This is a genomic window from Sphaerisporangium krabiense, assembly GCF_014200435.1.
GTDB classification, from domain to species: Bacteria; Actinomycetota; Actinomycetes; order Streptosporangiales; family Streptosporangiaceae; genus Sphaerisporangium; species Sphaerisporangium krabiense.
Genome location: NZ_JACHBR010000003.1, coordinates 214475 through 233092 on the forward strand (window position 1 = coordinate 214475; position 18618 = coordinate 233092).

General features: G+C 70.7%; 17 protein-coding genes and 1 riboswitch. Of the genes, 10 read left to right on the forward strand and 7 right to left on the reverse strand.

Annotated features, from left to right (window positions below; translation table 11 throughout):
• The first annotated feature begins 62 nt into the window (after window positions 1–62).
• From BJ981_RS36000 to BJ981_RS36020, 5 genes are all read left to right on the forward strand, one after another.
• Entirely contained in the window at window positions 63–443 is a 381-nt protein-coding gene (locus BJ981_RS36000; RefSeq protein WP_184617976.1) for a VOC family protein, read from the forward strand.
• Window positions 444–627: 184 nt separating this feature from the next.
• Window positions 628–2166 (forward strand): serine hydrolase domain-containing protein, encoded by a 1539-nt coding sequence (locus BJ981_RS36005; RefSeq protein WP_239139074.1) that lies wholly within the window; start codon window positions 628–630, stop codon window positions 2164–2166.
• A 152-nt stretch (window positions 2167–2318) separates the two neighbouring features.
• Window positions 2319–3557, forward strand: a complete 1239-nt coding sequence (locus BJ981_RS36010; protein ID WP_184617977.1) for a serine hydrolase domain-containing protein — start codon at window positions 2319–2321, stop codon at window positions 3555–3557.
• 354 nt (window positions 3558–3911) lie between these two features.
• A complete protein-coding gene (locus BJ981_RS36015; RefSeq protein WP_184617978.1) occupies window positions 3912–4607 on the forward strand; it encodes a CTP synthase C-terminal region-related (seleno)protein in 696 nt (231 codons plus the stop codon).
• Window positions 4604–5548 (forward strand): LysR family transcriptional regulator, encoded by a 945-nt coding sequence (locus BJ981_RS36020; protein WP_184617979.1) that lies wholly within the window; start codon window positions 4604–4606, stop codon window positions 5546–5548. The genes BJ981_RS36015 and BJ981_RS36020 overlap by 4 nt, the downstream gene beginning before the upstream one ends.
• Before the next feature lie 149 nt (window positions 5549–5697).
• On the opposite strand, the gene BJ981_RS36025 is transcribed toward BJ981_RS36020, so the two are convergent.
• The gene (locus BJ981_RS36025; protein WP_184617980.1) at window positions 5698–6555 is read right to left on the reverse strand and encodes an SDR family NAD(P)-dependent oxidoreductase; all 858 of its coding nucleotides are present in this window, start codon (window positions 6553–6555) and stop codon (window positions 5698–5700) included.
• Window positions 6556–6687: 132 nt separating this feature from the next.
• On the opposite strand from BJ981_RS36025, the gene BJ981_RS36030 reads away from it, so the two are divergent.
• On the forward strand, window positions 6688–7296 hold the full coding sequence (locus BJ981_RS36030) for a TetR/AcrR family transcriptional regulator (RefSeq protein WP_184617981.1): 609 nt from the start codon (window positions 6688–6690) through the stop codon (window positions 7294–7296).
• A 96-nt stretch (window positions 7297–7392) separates the two neighbouring features.
• A riboswitch (ZMP/ZTP riboswitch) is annotated at window positions 7393–7478 on the forward strand.
• Window positions 7479–7500: 22 nt separating this feature from the next.
• Complete coding sequence (locus tag BJ981_RS36035) at window positions 7501–8361, forward strand: bifunctional 5,10-methylenetetrahydrofolate dehydrogenase/5,10-methenyltetrahydrofolate cyclohydrolase (protein ID WP_184617982.1); 861 nt, start codon at window positions 7501–7503, stop codon at window positions 8359–8361.
• 20 nt (window positions 8362–8381) lie between these two features.
• Here the strand turns inward: BJ981_RS36035 and BJ981_RS36040 are convergent, their stop codons facing one another.
• On the reverse strand, window positions 8382–9539 hold the full coding sequence (locus BJ981_RS36040) for an erythromycin esterase family protein (RefSeq protein ID WP_184617983.1): 1158 nt from the start codon (window positions 9537–9539) through the stop codon (window positions 8382–8384).
• 90 nt (window positions 9540–9629) lie between these two features.
• On the opposite strand from BJ981_RS36040, the gene BJ981_RS36045 reads away from it, so the two are divergent.
• Window positions 9630–10340, forward strand: coding sequence for a TioE family transcriptional regulator (locus BJ981_RS36045; protein ID WP_184617984.1), 711 nt, complete (start codon window positions 9630–9632; stop codon window positions 10338–10340).
• A 36-nt stretch (window positions 10341–10376) separates the two neighbouring features.
• Here BJ981_RS36045 and BJ981_RS36050 read toward each other — a convergent pair whose 3' ends face one another.
• Window positions 10377–11303 carry a threonine ammonia-lyase gene (locus BJ981_RS36050; RefSeq protein WP_221315596.1) on the reverse strand — a complete coding sequence of 309 codons (927 nt, stop codon included), beginning with the start codon at window positions 11301–11303 and terminating at the stop codon, window positions 10377–10379.
• Window positions 11304–11508: 205 nt separating this feature from the next.
• Here BJ981_RS36050 and BJ981_RS36055 point away from each other — a divergent pair, with 205 nt between their 5' ends.
• Both BJ981_RS36055 and BJ981_RS36060 read left to right on the forward strand, forming a co-directional pair.
• Entirely contained in the window at window positions 11509–12351 is an 843-nt protein-coding gene (locus tag BJ981_RS36055; RefSeq protein WP_184617986.1) for a helix-turn-helix domain-containing protein, read from the forward strand.
• 74 nt (window positions 12352–12425) lie between these two features.
• A complete protein-coding gene (locus BJ981_RS36060; RefSeq protein ID WP_184617987.1) occupies window positions 12426–13073 on the forward strand; it encodes a dihydrofolate reductase family protein in 648 nt (215 codons plus the stop codon).
• On the opposite strand, the gene BJ981_RS36065 is transcribed toward BJ981_RS36060, so the two are convergent.
• From BJ981_RS36065 to BJ981_RS36080, 4 genes are all read right to left on the reverse strand, one after another.
• Complete coding sequence (locus BJ981_RS36065; RefSeq protein WP_184617988.1) at window positions 13021–14175, reverse strand: RNA polymerase sigma factor; 1155 nt, start codon at window positions 14173–14175, stop codon at window positions 13021–13023. The genes BJ981_RS36060 and BJ981_RS36065 overlap by 53 nt on opposite strands.
• A complete protein-coding gene (locus tag BJ981_RS36070) occupies window positions 14172–14579 on the reverse strand; it encodes a YciI family protein (RefSeq protein ID WP_184617989.1) in 408 nt (135 codons plus the stop codon). The genes BJ981_RS36065 and BJ981_RS36070 overlap by 4 nt, the downstream gene beginning before the upstream one ends.
• Window positions 14580–14760: 181 nt before the next feature.
• Window positions 14761–16563, reverse strand: a complete 1803-nt coding sequence (locus tag BJ981_RS36075) for an ABC transporter ATP-binding protein (RefSeq protein ID WP_184617990.1) — start codon at window positions 16561–16563, stop codon at window positions 14761–14763.
• Window positions 16560–18326 carry an ABC transporter ATP-binding protein gene (locus BJ981_RS36080; RefSeq protein WP_184617991.1) on the reverse strand — a complete coding sequence of 589 codons (1767 nt, stop codon included), beginning with the start codon at window positions 18324–18326 and terminating at the stop codon, window positions 16560–16562. Before BJ981_RS36080 ends, BJ981_RS36075 begins: the two co-directional genes overlap by 4 nt.
• Window positions 18327–18618: the final 292 nt, after the last annotated feature.

The window sequence follows — 18618 nt, forward strand, 5'->3', positions numbered from 1 at the left end:
GTCTGAAGAACACGCCCCTGTCGGGAGGTGAATGGGAACGTGTCCTTTTCTGGTGCTAAGGCATGAACATCGTCTCTTCCGCGGTTTCCCTGACCGTTGACGATCCGGCCGCTTCCAGCCGGTTCTTCACCAGTCACCTCGGCTTCCGCGAAACCCTGGCCGGCGACGGATTCATCGCGCTCGGCCGTGACGACGCGGCCGTCGATCTGCTCCTGGTGGAGCGCGACGCCGAGCACTGGCGACCAAGGCAGGAACACACGGACGCGATCGTGGTGTTCGCCGTCACCGGCCTGGCCGCGGAGTGCGAACGGCTGCGTCGCGAAGGCGCCGCCATCACCGTCCCGCTCCGGCGGGAGCCATGGGGGGAGCTGACGATGCAGCTCAGCGACCCCAACGGCGTGGCGATCCAGCTCACCGAGTGGATCGCGCCGCCTACGGGCTGACGCCGACCCGGCCGACGCGTCATGTCAGCCGCCATCACCGGCATCGATGATCGCGGCCTCGACGCCGGCGGTCCACCCGCCCCGACCCGGCCCGAGCGCATCCAGACCTCGGGCACCAGCGGACCGCACAACCATCATCGGTCCGTTCCCGCGATTTCCGATTTGGTGCAAGGAGCATGCAAGCATGTCCATCACTCTGTCCGAACAGGACGAATCCACCCTGCGAACGGCCGCGTGGGGCGCGGTTTCGTTGATGTCGGCCGCCGGTGCCGCCGGTTCGGCCCACAAGGTCGCCACCGAGGGCTCCATCGCTTTGACCTCAGCGACCGGCCTGGTGGGGCACGTGCTCGCCAAGGCGCCCAAGGGGGTGAAGTACGGCAGGACGGTGGCCGAACTGGCCGACCAGGTGCTGCCGGCCTTGACGGCGTCCATGAGCCTGCTCAACCAGCAGGATCCGGCCGAGGCCGGTAACTTCCGTCGTACCCTCCTTGTCGCCATCGAAGCCAGCACCCGGCCCCAGCTGGGCGCGCCTGGCCCCACCCTGGCGGAGATGGCGCGAAAGATCACTGAGGCCCTCGACGCCGCCCCGTCCGGCAGCGCGGACGGCGGGGCCGCGCCGCGTGCCGCTGACGGACCGGACCGCCCGGAGTTGCGGAAGATCATTCAGGAGATGGTCGATTCCGGTTTCGTCGGGGTGACGCTGCGCGTGCAGGACGAGCAAGGCGAGTGGGTCGGCGGCGCCGGGGCGGGCGAGCTCGGAGAAACCGAAGCCCCGCCGACGAACGGGCATGTCCGGATCGGCAGCAACACCAAGACGTTCACCGCCACCGTGGTGCTGCAGCTGGTGGCCGAGGGCCGGATCGGACTGGACACCCCGGTGGACGACTACCTGCCCGAGTTCGGGATGGACCGGCGGATCACGGTGCGGATGCTGCTGCAGCACACCAGCGGGGTGTTCAACTTCACCGGCGAGTACTTCGAGGACGGCACGTTCGTGCCGGGGATCCCCGCCACCCCCGCGGGCAAGGAGTGGGTGGACAACCGGTTCCACAGCTACCGGCCGCAGGAACTGGCACGGCTGGCGCTGTCCAAGCCGGCGAGGTTCGAGCCGGGCACCGACTGGAGCTACTCCAACACCAACTACGTGCTGGCCCGGCTGCTGATCGAGAAGGTCACCGGCCGCCCGGTCGCCGAGGAGATGCAGCGCCTCATCCTGGGGCCGCTCGGCCTGACGGGCACCGTCCAGCCGACCACCGAGCAGGACATCCCCGCACCGCACGCGCACGCCTACTACCGCTACGAGGAGGACGGCCAGACCCACACGGTCGACGTCACCCGGCACAACCCCTCCTGGATCTCCAGCGGCGGCGACATGATCTCCACCACCCGGGACCTGCGGACGTTCATCACCGCGCTGCTGGGCGGCAAGCTGCTGCCGGCCGAGCTGCTGGCCGAGATGTGCACGCCGGAGTCCAAGGCCGGCTACGGGCTGGGCGTGTTCGTGCAGCCGGCGCCGGACGGCGGCACGGTCATCACGCACAACGGCGGCATGGCGGGCCACGCGGCGCTGATGTACAGCACGCCCGACGGAGCCAGGACGCTGACCGCCGCGCTGAACTACGTGGACGACTCCGCCATGTCCGTGGGGGCGGCGTTCCAGCAGGCGACGCGGCGTCTCGTCGCCGAGGTGTTCGGCAGCGGCCAGGCCGGACCGGCTCAATGACCGGGGCTCGAGCACCGGAAACACCCCCGGAGTGACGCACCTGCCGGTAGGCGAGCCGACGGCACACGCGGCCGCCCACCGGCACCCGGCCTCCCATCCCCCCATTGCCCGGCGAGCTGTTCGCATGGGCAAGACACTGAAGACGAGGAACGATGAGAACCCAACCCCCACCGGCGACCAAGGCGCTGCGGCACGTAGCCGTCACAGCGGTGGCCGCCGCGCTGCTGGCCGGAACGGCCACCCCCGGGTCGGCCATCGCGGACAGCGGCGTGACCGTGCCGGCAGCGGCTGCCAGCCAGGACCGCCCGGAGCTGCGGAAGGCCATGCAGGCGTTCGTCGATGCCGGTTTCACCGGGGTGCAGTTGCGCGTGAACGACCGGCGGGGTGAGTGGGCCGCCAGCGCCGGAGTGCGCAAGCTGGGTGCGGCCGCGAAGCCGCCGACGAACGGGCGGTTCTGGACGGGCAGCGTCGTCAAGACCTTCTCCGCGACCCTGGTGCTGCAACTGGTGGCCGAGGGCAAGATCGGACTGGACGATCCGGTGGCCGGCTACCTGCCCGGGTTCGGGCTGGACCGGCGGATCACCGTGCGGATGCTGCTGCGGCACACCAGCGGGGTGTTCAACTACACCGGCGAGTACTACGACGACGGCAGGTTCGTGCCGGGGATCCCCGCCACCGGCGACGCATGGCTGAACAACCGGTTCCACAGCTACCAGCCGGAGGAGCTGGTACGGCTGGCGTTGTCCAAGCCGGCGAGGTTCGAGCCGGGCACGGACCAGAACTACTCCAACACCAACTACACGCTCATCCGGCTGCTGATCGAGAAGGTCACCGGCCGCTCCTACGACGAACAGCTGCAACGACGGATCCTGCGACCGCTCGGGATGTCGGCCACCAGGACCGCGGGCGACCGGACACAGCTGCCCGGGCCGCACGCCCATGCCTACTACAGCTACCAGGGCAAGACGGTCGACATCTCCCGTCAGAACCTGTCCCTGCTGGTCGGCGCCGGTGACCTGATCTCCACCACCCAGGATCTGACCACGTTCTTCTCCGCGCTGAACAGTGGCAAGCTGCTGCCCGCCGAACTGCTGGCCGAGATGCGCGAGCCGTACGGGAAGCTCGGCTACGGTCTCGGGGTGTTCGTCCAGGACCTGGGCCCGGACTGCGGCACCGTCTACCAGCACAACGGCAGCCCGCCCCACGGCTACGGCGCGCTGATGTACAGCTCGCCCGATGGCAAGACGACCCTGACCGGCTCGGTGACCTGGGTCGACTCGGCCACCCGGGGACCGGTGAAGGACTTCCAGAAGCTGCTGGACGGGCTGGTCGAGGAAGTGTTCTGCGGCACGCCGGCCGGGTCGGCCAACGAGACCAAGCCGCTGCGGTGAACGGAGACGAGCACAGGAGGTAGGACAGGTCTTCGAGGTCCTCCCCCAGCCTGCCGACCGCGGCGGACGACTACCCTCAGGCCGCGGCGGGACGGCTCCCTGGGCGCAGGCCGTCGACCGGCTCCCACCTGGAAACCCTCCAGGCGGAGGTGGCGATGGCCGGCGCCCCCGGCACCGCCAACCCGTACAGGCCGGCCTGCCTGACCCCGCCGGTGGGCAGGGCGACAGGCCGCACGGCCCTCGGCAAGAGGCGAGGGGATGCGCTTCCCGCCGAGATCTGGATATGAGCATTCGCTCATGGCGGACGCATGGTCTGGTATTGGCGCTCAGGCCGGAACGTCGCATAGTGAGGGCATGGACCGATCTCTGCGCGTCGCGGTCATTGGCGACCGCGACCCACGTTTCCCCTCGCACCTGGCCACCGAGGATGCGCTGCGGCACGCCGCCGCGTACCTCGGCATCAGGGTGGACATCCGCTGGCTGGCCACCGAACCGCTCGAATCCGACCTGGCCGAGGTCAAGGCCGCCGACGTGTTGTGGTGCGCGCCCGGCAGTCCGTACCGCAGCCTGCGCGGTGCCCTCGCCGCGCTTCGGCACGGCCGTGAGCACAGCGTGCCCACCCTGGGGACGTGCGGCGGCTGCCAGCACATGATCATCGAGTACGCCCGCCACGTGCTCGGCTACGAGGACGCACAGCACGCGGAGTACGACCCATACGCCTCCACCCTCTTCGTGTCGGAACTGACCTGCTCGCCGGCCGGCAAGACCATGCCCGTCACCTTGGTCCCCGGTACCCGGGTGGCCGCACTGTACGGACGGACCGAGGTCGACGAGGAGTATTACTGCAACTTCGGTCTCGACCCCAGCCGGCAGGAGACCCTGCACGACGGTGGATTCTCGGTCATCGGAGTGGACGGTGACGGCGAGGCCCGGGTGTTGGAGATTCCCGGCCACCCCTACTACGTGGCCACACTGTTCGTGCCGCAGACCCGCTCGCGTCCCGGGGCCCCGCACCCGCTGGTCGTCGGCCTGCTGCGTGCGGCGCTGTGACCTTCACCCAACTGCGGATCCTGCAGGCGGTCGCACGCACCGGCAACATGACCCGGGCCGCCGAAGAGCTGGCCACCACGCAGTCTGCCGTCAGCCACGCGCTGCGCGCCCTGGAGGGCGAGCTCGGGGTCGCGCTGCTGGTGCGGGGCAACCACGGGGTGAGCCTGACAGCGGCTGGGCGTGCCGTGTGCCGCCGCGCCACGCTCATCCTCACCCAGGTGGAAGCGCTGGAGCAGGAGGTGGCCGCAACCCGGAAGCATGAGCGTGGCAGCCTGCGCGTCGGTGTCATCCCCAGCGCCAACGTCCGGCTGCTGCCGCCGATCCTGCGGCGGTTCGAGGATGCGCATCCGCAGGTGCGGCTCACGGTGATGGAGGGCTCGGACGACGAGGTGCTGGAGTGGCTCGAAACGGGAGCGGCGGATATCGCCACCGTGTCAGCCGGGGTGGCGGGCGCACGGGCCACCACGGCCGCGCTCCCCGCAGGGTTGATGGCGCGACCGCTCGCCACCGACCGCATGCTGGCCGTCCTGTCCAGCAGTCACGAACTGGCCGTCCGCGACTCGGCATCGGTGGTCGAACTGTCCCGGCACCCGTTCATCATGTCCACGGGCGGCTGTGAGCCTCTGATCACGGCACTCGCGCGGGCGGCCGGGGCGAGCCTGAAGTGCCACTACCGGGTGCGCGACACCAGCAGCATTCTCGCCATGGTCGCCGAGGGGCTCGGGGTGAGCATCGTCCCTGAACTGTCGCTGCCCGCCCATCGCCCGGGCGTGCATGCGATCCCGCTGGACCCGCCTGCTGAGCGCGCCATCCTTCTCGCCTTGCCTGCCGACCCGCTCCCAACGGCCACCGCCTTCGCCGAATCGGCCACTACCCTCACGCCCCCACCCAGCCGCGCTGAAGGCATGGGTCCCGGCAGGGAACTCGCGGGCCCGGCCTGAAACACCGGCACCGTCCCCACTGACCGACCGGTGCTGGTCTCGGCATCGGGGGCGGTCTCCCGGCGCCTTTTCTGACGCTAGCCCAGGTCAGACGCGGTACCGGTCGTGCTCCTGGGGGTCGAAGGCGGCGCGGAGCACCGCCCCGTGCCTCATGTGGGAGTGCCGGGAGCGGGGACGGCGTGTTCGGCGGCGCGGCTGATCTCTTCCCATGCCGCCCAGGTGCGCAGGCGTCGTTGGGAGATGTCGACGGCCAGGTCGTAGACCATGCTGCCGAGCAGGAGGCGTAGCGGCGGGTCGTCACTGTCGACGAGTTTAAGGAGGGCTTCGGCCGCCAGGCGGGGTTCGCTGTCGACGGAGCCCTCCGCCCACTGTCTCTCCAGTTCGACGCGCAGTGACGCGTAGGGCTCCATCGGGTCGGTCACGGCGATTTGGGAGTAGAGATCCGTCCAGTAGCCACCGGGCTGGACGATGCTGAGCTTGACGCCGAAGGCCGCCGCCTCCATGGCCAGCGCCTCGCTCATGCCCTCCAGGGCGAACTTGCTCGCGCTGTACATGCCGGTGGACGGGAAGCCGCCGAGGGCCGCGATGCTGGAGATCTGCACGATATGGCCGGTGCCGCGGGCGCGCAGGTGGGGCAGGGCGGCCTGGGAGACCCACAGGGCGCCGAAGAAGTTGACCTCGAACTGGGCCCGGGCCTCGGCCTCGGTGAACTCCTCGACCATGCCGGACGACATGGTCCCGGCGTTGTTGACGACGATGTCCATCTCTCCGAAGTGCTCGGCGGCACGTGCGACGGCGGCGAACACCGCCGCACGATCGGTCACGTCCAGCGGCAGCGCGAGCAGCCGGTCGGCGTGCCGCTCCTCGAAGGCGCCCGGCGTGATACCGCGGGCGGCGGCGACCACCCGGTCGCCGCGTTCCAGAGCCGCCTGGGCGAAAGCACGGCCGAGGCCGCGGCTCGCGCCGGTGATGAACCAGGTGCGGGAAGAAGCGGGGGAAGTACGCACGGGAGAGCTCCTGTTCGTCGGCCTCGGACGGCCGTCACCACGTCGAACCGAGACGGTTCGTCTTGTCAGGCGACGACGATAATCCCTTGCGGCGCACGAGTCAAGACGGTCCGGTTCGTCTAGAATGTGGGCATGGTGACGCACCCCAATGCCTCCCGGCGCAGCGAGTCCTCCCGGCGGGCCATCCTCACCGCGGCCCTGGAGCTGGTGAACGAGGTCGGCTACGCCAAGCTCAGCATCGAGGGGATCGCCGCGCGCGCCGGCGTCGGCAAGCAGACGATCTACCGCTGGTGGCCGTCGAAGGGCACGGTGCTCTTCGAGGCGTTCCTCATGCTCAACGAGGGTGAGGACGGAGAGCCGGCGGCGCTGCCCGACACCGGCGATCTCGAAGCGGACCTGAAGACGGTCCTGCGCGCGACGGTCGAGGAGCTGAACGACCCGAGCTACGACGAGCCGATGCGGGCGCTCAACACGGCGATCACGGAGGACTCCGTCCTGGCCGCCGCCTACGCCGAACGGCTGGACGGCCCGATGAAGGAGGTCAAGAAGCAGCGGCTGCGCAGCGCGCAGAGGGCCGGTCAGCTCGCCGAGGACCTCGACCTGGACGTGGCCGTGGACATGGTGTGGGGCCCGGTGCTCAACCGCTGGCTGCAGCGCGCCGCCCCCCTCACCACCGACTACGCCGACAGCGTCGTCACCACCGCCCTCAGCGGCCTGCGCCCCCGCGACCCGGCCTCCTGAGCCCCGTCCGCGAACCCCTGGCCGAGGGCCACCTCGAGCATCCACCGCGGGCGGCAGCGGATCGGCCTGTGGGCTCGGCCGGTGTTGGCTATGGTGGGATCGGGCCGTGACTGGCGCTGAGGTGGAGTACCACCGGGGAGCGGCCCGGCGACTCGTCGATGCCGTGCGCCTGGGCGACCCCACCGCGGATTCCAGGAGTCGCACATGGCCCAGACGCACACCGCTCGCCTGATGGACGGCACCCGCCTCGCCGCCCGCATCATCGAGACCAGTTCCGCCGCCGCCGAGGACATCCGGCGGCGCACGGGAACGGCCCCGTGCCTGGCGACCGTGCTGGTCGGAGAAGACCCCGCTTCGGTGACATATGTCCAGATGAAGCGCGCCCGGTGTGCGAAGGCGGGCATCCAGTCACGGCACGTGGCCTTGCCCGCCTCGGTCGGCACCGCTGACCTGGTCCACGCCATCACCGAGCTGTCGCAGGACCCGGGCGTGCACGGCATCCTGCTCCAGCACCCGGTGGGACCGCACATCGACGAACGCGCCGCCTTCGAGGCCATCGCCCCGGACAAGGACGTGGACGGCGTCACCATGCGCTCCTTCGCGGCGACGGCGTTCGGCCTGCCGGGCTTCGTGTCCTGCACGCCGGCGGGGATCATGCGCCTGCTGGACGAGTACGGGGTCGAACTGGCCGGCAAGCACGCGGTGGTGGTCGGCCGCAGCGCCATTCTCGGCAAGCCCGCGGGCATGCTCCTGCTCGGCAGGAACGCCACGGTGACCTACTGCCACTCCCGTACCGCCGACCTGCCGTCGATCGTGCGACAGGCCGATGTCCTGCTGGCCGCGGTGGGCCGGCCGCGGTTCATCGGCGGCCGGGACATCAAGCCCGGCGCCGTGGTGATCGACGCGGGCTACAACCCGGGCAACGTCGGAGACGTCGACTTCGAGACCGCCAAGGACCGGGCGAGCCTGATCACCCCAGTCCCCGGCGGCGTAGGCCCCATGACCATCGCCGTCCTGCTCGCCCAGACGGTCCAGGCGGCGGCACACCAGCTCAACGTGACCTGAGACGACTCCCCCGGGCCTCGCTAGCCCAGCCTGACCGCCCGCTTGAGGAAGACGATGCCGTCGATCATGTCGAGCCGGGCCGGGTCCAGCGGGAAGTAGCGGAAATCGTCGGAGGTACGCGGGGCGGGGTTCGTGACGGCCTCGGCCAGGCGGCGGGCGTCGATGAGCGAGTGGTCCCACGGGAGCGTGGACAGCAGGCCCTCGACGGTGTCCGGCGGCGGGGTGTCGTCGCCGGCCGTGCCGAGGGCCGAGGCCAGGAAGGCGTACCGGTCGCCGAGGTGCGCCGCGGTGATCGCCCCCGCGCTCCACCACTCCAGCAACTGGTCACCGAACGGCATGAGGCTCCTGTTCCGCTGCAGGTGGAGGTTGTGGGAGAAGACCAGGGCCGGGCCGTGCCCGGCGACGGCACGCAGGTTGGCGGCCATCATCGCGTCCCGAAGGGCCGACAGCCGGGCCCACCGCGCCGGGGACGCGTCGGCCATCCCGTCGTGGTAGCGGAGCAGGCCGACGGCGGTGCGCCCGTACAGCGCCGCCCGCTCCCTGTCCGCCGCGCTGAGCCGCGGCGTCTGCGTGTCGAGCAGCGCCACCAGGTCGTCGGCGATCAGCCGCAGCCGCTGGGCCTCGACCGACCGGCCGATCGACTGGGACGGGTCCATGGCCGCGGCCTCGTTCGACCACCGCTCGTCCGGGCCCAGCAGCGCGTCGAGGGTCTCGCCGCTGCAAGGGAGGGGGCCGTCGAGCAGGGCGTGGAGGGCGGTGAGCGCCTGGCGCGGGCTCGCCGCCCAATACTCCAGCGGGCCGTCGAACCCGAAGAACCGGACCTGCTCCTCGTGCTCCTCGTTGTACGCCCGCATCCAGCGCACGAGCTCGCGGTTGGCCGGTGACGCGCCGAAGCCGTGGCTGAAGCCGCGTTCCATGACGTCGTCGAGCGTGCCCGCGCCCGTCGTGATGTGGTCGTCCACCACCAGGCCCATGAGGGAGTCGCTCTCGATGGCGAACGACCGGTAGCCCTCGTGCGCGACCAGGTGCCGGAAGATCTCGTTGCGCAGGTCGCCCAGCTCCCCCACGAAGTGCCGGGCCTCGCCCAGGCCGAGCAGCAGGGGCTTGGCGGGGAGCGATCGGAGGAACGCCGAGAGTCCCGCGCCGTCGAGCGGGCGGGCCGTGTCCTTGATGTCCATGCCTTCAACGGTATCGTTGAACCTTCAATGTAAACTTTTCCCGGGAATCCCCACCTTCGTCGCGACGGACCTTCAATCGGTGATGAATCCATGAGGCCAGTGGACATGGCGCGCGAGCACGGCCTGTCCACCCAGGCGATCAGGAACTACGAGGACGCCGGCATCCTGCCCGCCGCCGACCGCACCGTGCACGGCTACCGCACCTATACGCCGTTGCACGCGAAAGCCCTGCGCGCGTTCCTCGCCCTGGTGCCCGGGCACGGCCACCAGACGGCCACGTCGATCATGCGGGCCGTCAACGCGGGCGCCACCGAGGACGCGCTGCGGCTCATCGACGAGAGCCACGGCCAGCTCCTCGACGACCGGCGCACCCTCCAGGCCGTCGAAGCCGCGCTCCGCGACCTGGCGCCCGTGCCGCAGGAGCGCGGCGACACGTTCATCGGCCCCCTCGCCAGACGGCTCGGCCTCCGCGCCGCCACCCTGCGCAAATGGGAGAACGCCGGGCTGGTCCGGCCGCGCCGCGATCCGCGGACGGGCTACCGGATCTACAGTGCGGCCGACGTGCGGGACGTCCGGCTGGCCCACCAGCTCAGGCGGGGCGGCTACCTGCTGGAGCAGATCGCCCCGCTGATCGCCCAGGTCCGCTCCGCCGGCGGCATCACCCCACTGGAGTCGACGCTGCACGACTGGCAGGCCCGCCTGTCCACCCGGGGCCGCGCCATGCTCAAGGGCGCCACCGACCTGGACGCCTACCTCCGCGCCCGCGAGCGGCCGTCCGAGCGTCCCGCGTCAATCCAGTAGTTCGCGAGGCGTCCGTCGCGTGGGCGGTCGTCGAGGTCAGCGGAGCGGAGCCGCGCCGACCCAGCCGTGATAGGCGTCCAGGTCGACGTTGCCGCCGCACACGATGGTGACCACGTGCCGGCCGGCGAAGCGGTCACGGTCTTCGAGGATCGCCGCGACGCCGAGCGCGGCCGACGGTTCGACGACGAGGCCGGCGTGGTGCAGGAGCATCCGCATCCCGGCGATGATCGACTCCTCCCGGACCAGGACGGCGTCGTCGGCGACCAGGAGGAGGTCGTCCAGGACGGCCGGGATGGGTCGCCGGCCGGCGACGCCGTCGGCGATGGTGTCGGTCGAGTCGGTGGTGACGACGCGCCGCCTGCGCCAGGAGTACGTCATCGCCGGCGCGCCCAGCGGCTGCACGCAGATCACCTCGACTCCGGGCGCCAGAGCCTTCACCACATGACCCACACCCGTGGCGAGCGCCCCGCCGCCGAGGGCGATCAGGACGGCGTCGAAGGACGACGCGGCGTCCACCAGTTCCAGGCCGACGGTCGCCGCGCCCTCGCAGGTCTCGAGGTCCAGGCTGTCCTCGACCAGCCGGATGCCGTCGTGCTCGGCGATGGCCGCCGCCCGCTCGCGGGCCATGTCGAAGTCGCCGTCCACCAGCTCCAACCTGGCGTCCAGCGCGCGGATGCGGTCCAGCTTGACCGCGGGCGCGAAGCGTGACGCCACGACGGTGACGTCGAGCCCCCGGGCGCGACCGGACCAGGCGAGAGCCTGGCCCAGGTTGCCCGCACTGGCGCACACCGCGGCGCGCGGGCCCTGGCCGGCGAGCAGGCTCGCGACCAGCTCGGTGCCACGGGCCTTGAAGCTGCGGACCGGGTTCGCCGTTTCGAGCTTGACGCTCACCGCGCACCCGAGGTCGGGCTCCAGCGCCTCGCACCGGTACAGCGGGGTGTCGAGGAACATCGGGTCGATCATCCGGCGAGCCGCCCGGATACGAGCGGTGTCAAGCCGTGTCCCCTGCATGACCGAAAAGCGTAGCCTGCCGGGCATCCACGACGACACCGGCCGACCGGCTCCAGGTGGCAGGCGTCATTCGGCATGGCCGCGCACAAGCGCGGCGCCTGGCCCGAGAATCTGCCCGGGTCACCGCAGTCGAACGCTCGTCGGCCACACTGACGTCATGGAATACGTCGTCCGGGTGCCCGCGCCGCCGCTCGACCGGTTCATCGACGACATCTACTGCCTGTCCGGGGTGCCGCGCCACCGCCGGATGAACGTGCCGCCGATGCCGTCGGCACACCTGTTCGTCAACCTGGGCGGCCCCGTCCGCCTCTGGGATTCCGACCCTTCGGTACCGCCGGCGGTGTTGACCGATGGGTGGTTCATGGGTGTCTGGACCAGGCGTTTCCTCTTCGAGTACCCCACGCCGGTGCGGCTCGTCGGGGTGCACTTCAAGCCTTGGGGGATCTCGCCGTTCGCCGACATGCCGGCGACCGAGCTGCGGAACCGGTGGGTGCCGGTCGACGCCGTCTGGCAGCGGTCTCTGGAGCGGATTCGCGACCAGGTCGGCGACACCGCGTCGGCCGGCGAGACGCTGCGGGTGTTGGAGGCGGAGCTGCGATCGCGACTCGCCGAGGCTCCATGGCGTGGTCTCGACCTGGTCCGGCATGTAGGCGGGCGTTTGGAGACCTCTCACGGCGCGGTCCCGATCGGTGCGCTGACCGATGCCGCCGGGGTGAGCGGCAATCACCTGGCCGCGCAGTTCAAGTCCCATGTCGGGGTCACCCCCAAGCGGGTGGCGCGGATCTACCGTTTCGCGCGGCTGATCGTGTCCGTGGACGCTCTGCGTCCGGTCGACTGGGCGCGGCTCGCCCAGACGGCGGGCTACTTCGACCAGGCCCACTTCAGCAGGGAGTTCAAGCAGTTCACCGGCCACACCCCGACGGATTACCTGGCCCTGCGCCGCAGGTTCCCCGCCGAGCGGGGGTTCCCGCCGGACAGCGGTCCGATGCCCGCCGAGTGATTTTTTACAAGCCTCCTCACCCCACCGGACGGCAGGATCGGGGGCGAACACGCGAGGAGACTACGGGGGAACCCATGGGCACAGTGATCATGCACAACGTGGTGTCGGTGGACGGCTTCATCGCCGACGAGAACGACGACGTCGCGCCACTCCACGATTGGTACTTCAACGGCGACATCCCGATCACCGCGGGCGGTGACCGGGAGTACGACCATTCCGGAGCCGGGACCGGCCTCAAGGTCTCCGGTGAATCGGCGGAGTACGTCCAGTCGACGTGGGACACGATCGGCACGATCGTGATGGGCCGCCGCCTGTTCGACCTGGTGAACGGCTGGGAGGGGCGGCCTCCCACGGGCGACCACGTGGTCGTGGTGTCCCACCGGCCCAAGCCCGAAGGCTGGCACCCTGAGGCGTCGTACCATTTCGTCGATGACGTGACCGCCGCGATCGACAAGGCCAGGGAACTCGCCGGCGATCGAGCCGTCGCCGTGAACGCCGGCGACGTGGGCGGCCAGATCTTCGCGGCCGGTCTCGTGGACGAGGTCGCGATGGACGTGGTGCCGGTGGTGTTCGGGTCGGGCAGACGCTTCTTCGGCGGCATCGACGGCCGGCACCTCCTGGAGCAGCCCCACGTCGTCATCCAGGGCGAAGGAGTGCTCCACCTGAGGTTCAAGGTGCGCCGTTGGCGGACAGGTGCCGCACCCGTGCGGCCTCCCGGGTGAGGTGGTCGCGCTCCGGGACGCTGGTCGCGGCGCGCGACGCCTCGGCGTACAGGTCGGCGGCGCGCTCCAGGTCGCCGGCGCGTTCGTGCAGGTACGCCGTCACCGCGGCGTACCGGGGCAGGTCGGGGCGCACGCCGGCCAGCGCCGCCAGACCTGCCTGCGCTCCGTCGGCCTCCCCGACCGCCACCGCGCGGTTGAGCCGCACCACCGGGCTGCCGGTCAGGCGCAGCAGCTCGTCGTACCACTCCACGATCTGCACCCAGTCGGTCTCGCAGGCGCTCCGGGCGTCGGCGTGCAGGGCGGCGATGGCGGCCTGTGCCTGGTATTCGCCCAGCCGGTCGCGGGCCAGCGCGGCCTGCAGAATCGCCACCCCCTCGCCGATCAGGGCGGTGTCCCAGCGCGATCGGTCCTGCTCGGCGAGGGGTACCAGGCGGCCTCCCGGGCCGGTGCGGGACGCGCGGCGCGCGTGGTGCAGCAGCATGAGCGCGAGCAACCCGGCGACCTCGGGCTCGTCGGTCAGGGCCACGAGCTGGCGGGCGATACGGATGGCCTCGCCCGCCAGGTCGAGGTTCCCGCCGTACCCCTCGTTGAAGACCAGGTAGAGCACGCGCAGCACCGTCCCGAGATCGCCGGGCCGGTCGAGCGGCAGCCCCGCGATCCGGCGTTTGGCCCGGCTGATCCGCTGCGCCATGGTCGCCTCGGGGACGAGGTAGGCGGTCGCGATCTGCCGCGTGGTCAGACCGCCGACCGCGCGCAGCGTCAGGGCGACGGCCGAGCTCGGCGGCAGGGTGGGGTGCGCGCACAGGAAGTAGAGCCGCAGCGTGTCGTCCGTGGCGGGCGCCGGGCCGGCCGGAGGCTCGACCTCCACGGCCACTTCCCGGCCCCGCCGCGACGCCTCGGCACGGACGGCGTCGAGGAACCTGTGCCACGCGACCGTGACCAGCCACGCCTTCGGATCGCGCGGCGGATCGTCCGGCCAGGTCTCCAGTGCCCGGATCAGGGCCTCCTGCACGGCGTCCTCGGCCGACGCGAAGTCGGCTCCGCGTCGGACGAGGACACCGATCACCGCGGGCACGAGCTCCCGCAGCAGCGACTCGTTCACTCGGTGACCGTGAGCGACTCGGAGAGGAACGGCCGGACCTCCAACCACTCGTAGATCGGCTCGCCGTCGGCGCCGGGAGCGGCGGACAGCTCCCCGGCGAGTTCGACGGCGCGATCCCAGGACTCCACGTCGATGATCATCCAGCCGGCGATGAGGTCCTTGGTCTCGGCGAACGGGCCGTCGGTCACCGGGGGGCGCCCCTCGCCGTCATACCGCACGAACGTGCCCCCGGGAGCCAGCGCCCGCTCGTCGACGAACTCGCCGGTCTCCTCCAGACGGGCCGCGAAGTCGCGCATGTACTGCACGTGCGCGTCGACCCTCTCCGGCTTCCATTGGTCCATCGGCGGATAGTCGACGACGGGGGACGGGCCACCTCGGTAGTGCTTCAGCAGCAGGTACTTCATGGCAGTTCTCCTTCGTCACGCGGCCCGTCGTGGCCGCTCGTGCCCCTGGGACGGAGCCGCCCCCAGATTCTCGACACCCGGCGCGTGCCGATTTCCAGAATTTCTCACGGCCCTCACCACCCCCGTTCCGCCCCCGGTGTCCTCCCCGATGAGGACGATAGGAGGCCGACCGGGACGCCCGCTACCTGCTGACCTGGTCCCGGTTCCCCGGACGACGACGGTTCTCTGACCCTGAATGCCATGACCGCCAGAGTCTGCCGTATACGCGTCCCGCGCTGACGAGTTCGTCGTGGGTGCCGAGCTCGACGAGTTCACCGGCTTCCATGACCGCGATTCTGTCGGCGTCGTGCGCGGTCTGCAGGCGGTGCGCGATCGCGATGACCGTCCGGCCCCGAAGGACGGCCGCCAGTGACCGTTCTGTTCGCCGCGCGGTGCCGGGGTCGAGTTGCGCGGTGGCCTCGTCCAAGATCACGGTGTGGGGATCGGCGAGGACGACTCGCGCCAGGGAGAGTTGCTGGGCGCCGGCGCCGTCGAGGTGGGTGTCGTGGCCGACCTCGGTGTCCAGCCCGCGTGGCAGGCCGGCGAGCCACGCGGCTCCGACGGCGTCCAACGCGGCGTGCATCTCCTCATCCGTCGCGTTCGGCCGCGCGATACGCAGGTTGTCGCGCACGGTGCCGTGGAAGACGTGATGTTCTTGGGTGATGAGCACGACGTGCTCGCGCAGGTGGTCGGGCGGCAGGTCGGCGACCGGTGTGCCGCCGATGGTCACCGACCCGGTGTGCGGGCGGTCGAGCCCGGCGAGAAGACGCGCGAGCGTCGATTTCCCCGCTCCGGAGGTGCCGACCACGGCCAGCCGTTCGCCGGGCCGCACGACGAGATCGATTCCGTGGAGTACGTCCCGAGCACCCGTGTAGCTGTAGTGAGCGTCGCTCACCTCGATACGGTCACCGTCGGCGGGGCCGGCGTCTTGTGCGTTCGGGGGTGGCGGGGGTTCCTCGCCGGGGATGCCGGCCGCCCCTTCGACGCGGGCGTAGGAGGCTCCGGCGCCTTGGAGTTGTTCGATCCAGAGCATCAGGGTGTCGAGTGGGCCGACGAGCTGACGGAAGTAGACCGTGGCCGTCACCACGATTCCGAGGCTGACCAGACCATTGGTGTACAGGGCGCCGCCGACCAGAAGGACGCCCGCCACGGGGAGTGCCAGCGAGACGTCCGACCACGAGAACAGCACCGTTCGCAGCCACAATGCCCACAGGCGTGCCGACCGGGCGTGCGTCAAGGCGGCCTCGGTCGCCTGTGTCCGGCGATGCTCCAGCCCGAGTAGTTCGACCGTACGGGCGCCCTTGGCGGTGCCGGCGATGACATCGGCCAGCTCGGCGCCGGATGCCGCGACCGCCGCATAGGCCGGCCTGGCGCGTCGCAGGTACCAGCGCACCGCCGCTGCGACGCCGATCGAGCACACCAGCCCGCAAAGCCCGAGCAGAGGGTTCAGGACGAGCACCGCGACGATGAGGAACAGGGCGTGCACCACGGCCACGAGAACCTCCGGGACCGCGAACCGCAGAGTCGCGGCCACAAGAGAGGCGTCAGTGCTGCCGCGGGCGATCAGATCCCCGAAGGGAAGCCGGTCCGCCACTCGAGGGGGCAGCGCCAAGGCCCGCTTCAGCAATCGCTCGCGAACACGTGCCGCGGTGCGTTCGCCGAACCGATACCCGATCTTGAGCGCCCACCACGCCAGCACCGTCTGCGCGACGGTGAACAGCACAGCGCCGAATGCGAGACGGTCCACCGCGCCGAGCACGTCGCCGGACCCGGCTTGGATCGTGTCGATGACTCTGCCGAGCAGCCACGGACCCATCAAACCCGCCGCGGAGGCGAGCCCGTTGACCAGGACGACCCCGGCCACGGCGCCACGGTCCGCGCCCAGGTCACGTATCGCCGCGGCACGGACCTCGGCCGGGCCCGCGACCGGCAGCGGCCTGCTCATCGGCCCACCTGATCGCCTTCGGTGTCGTCCAGCGCACGGGACACCAGACCGCGATAGCCGGTATCGCCGCGCAGAAGTTCCGCGTGCGTCCCGGCCGACGACGCGTGACCGTCGGCCAGGACGATGACCTCGTCGGCACGGTCGAGCACGAGCGGCGACGTCGTCGTGATCACCGTGGTCAGGCCGCGCCGTGCCTCGCGGAGCCGGTCGATCATGACCGCTTCGGTGGTCGCGTCGACCGCGGAGGTCGGATCGACGGCGAGCAGGACGTCAGGTGCGCAGTAGACGGCGCGGGCGAGCCGGATCCGTTGCCGTTGCCCACCGGAGAGATCGCTCCCGCCGGCGGCGACCGCCGCGTCCAGGCCGCCGGGCAACGCCTCCACGACGTCCTCGGCCACGGCGACGCGCAGAGCCGCACGAATCCGGCCGTCGTCAGGCTTCAGACGTCCGGCGACGATGTCACGAACCGAACCGGCGAACACCTCGGCATCGTTGTCGGCGACGACCAACCGGCGTCTGAACTCCTCGCGAGCGACCTCGGCGATCGGCACACCCGCCCACGTCACCCCCGCCTCGGAATCGCCGCTCAGGCGCCCCAGCCGCTCGATCACCGCGATCGCCTCCGCCGGTCGGGCGGCCACCAACGCGGTGAACAGGCCGGGACGAACGATCACTCCCGAGTGAGGGTCGGCCAGCGGGCCGCAGCCGGCCGGGATCGTCACGGGATCGCGGTCGCCGTCGTGAGCGACCGGCAGGTTGAGCAGATCGATGATCCGTTGACCGGCCACCCGGGCACGAACGAGGTCACCGCCACCCTCGATGAGAGACGACACGGGAACGATCAGCACGGCGACATAGCCGTAGACGGCGACGACATCACCGATCGTGATATCCCCGGCGGCGGCCATCCGCGCCGACGACCACACCACCGCGGCCAGGAACAGTGCCGGCAAACCGCCTGACAGTGCGCCGACCCAGCTCGAGGGTCCGGCGACCCGGTAGCCGCGATCCACCAACTCCCGCGACTGCCGTCCATACCGCTCGGCCATGAACGTCTTCCCGCCCAGGCCGTTGAGCACGCGGAGTCCGGCCAGCACATCGACCAGACCAGTCGTCAACCGCGCCTGGTGCACGCGGTACTCGCCGCTCGTTCGCTCGATGCGCCGCAAGAAGGGGCCGACCGCGATGGCAAGGAGGGGAACCCCGGCGAGGACCACGGCCGCGAGCAAGGGGGAAATCGTGAACAGCACGACCGCGACGGCGGCGTAGGCGACCACCGCGCCGACGCCGGGCCCCGTGACGGTCAGCGCCTGCGCGACGGTCTGGACGTCGGCCATGCCGACCGTCACCACTTCCCCAGCGCTCACGCGACGCGCCAGAGACGCCCCCAGACGGGACGTGTGCCACACCGTCGCCCGGATCGAGCGAAACGACGCGTCCATCCGGATCTTGGTCATCGTGCGATGCCGGCCGACCCCCAACAGCGCGTTCAGCACGCCGACGGCCGGCAGGACCGAAGCCCACCCGACCAGGGCGGCGGCATCCCCTGCGACAAGCCCTTCATCCACCACGCGGGCCATCACCCATGGCGTCACCGCCAAGCCGGCCATCCAGCAGCTGCTCAACACCGCACCCAGCGCGACCCGTCGTGACTGCGATCGAGTGAGCCAGAGAAGGAAGCGGAACGAGCTGGTCAGATCACCGGATGCCGGCGGCGCCCATGTCTCGGTCGTCCTGTCCAACCACTGGCGAACACCGGCCATCCGTCACATCCGATGCCGTGCGCGGGCGCTAGCCATACAGCAGATCCTCGCAGCAATGGATCACCAGAGGGATAGATTGTGATTGGAATCACAAAGTCCGGCTCCAGGGCGGGGCGACAGATCCCGGAGGGGACGGGCGCGCCGCCCGCCGTTCCAAACTGGTCCGTTCTGGTCGACGGGCAGCTCGCTGAACTGGCCAGATGTCTCTGAACAATGCGGGACATGGCAGAACACATGGCGATATTGCAAAGCCGGTGCGCCCGACTGACACTTCGTGAGTCACGCGAAGAAA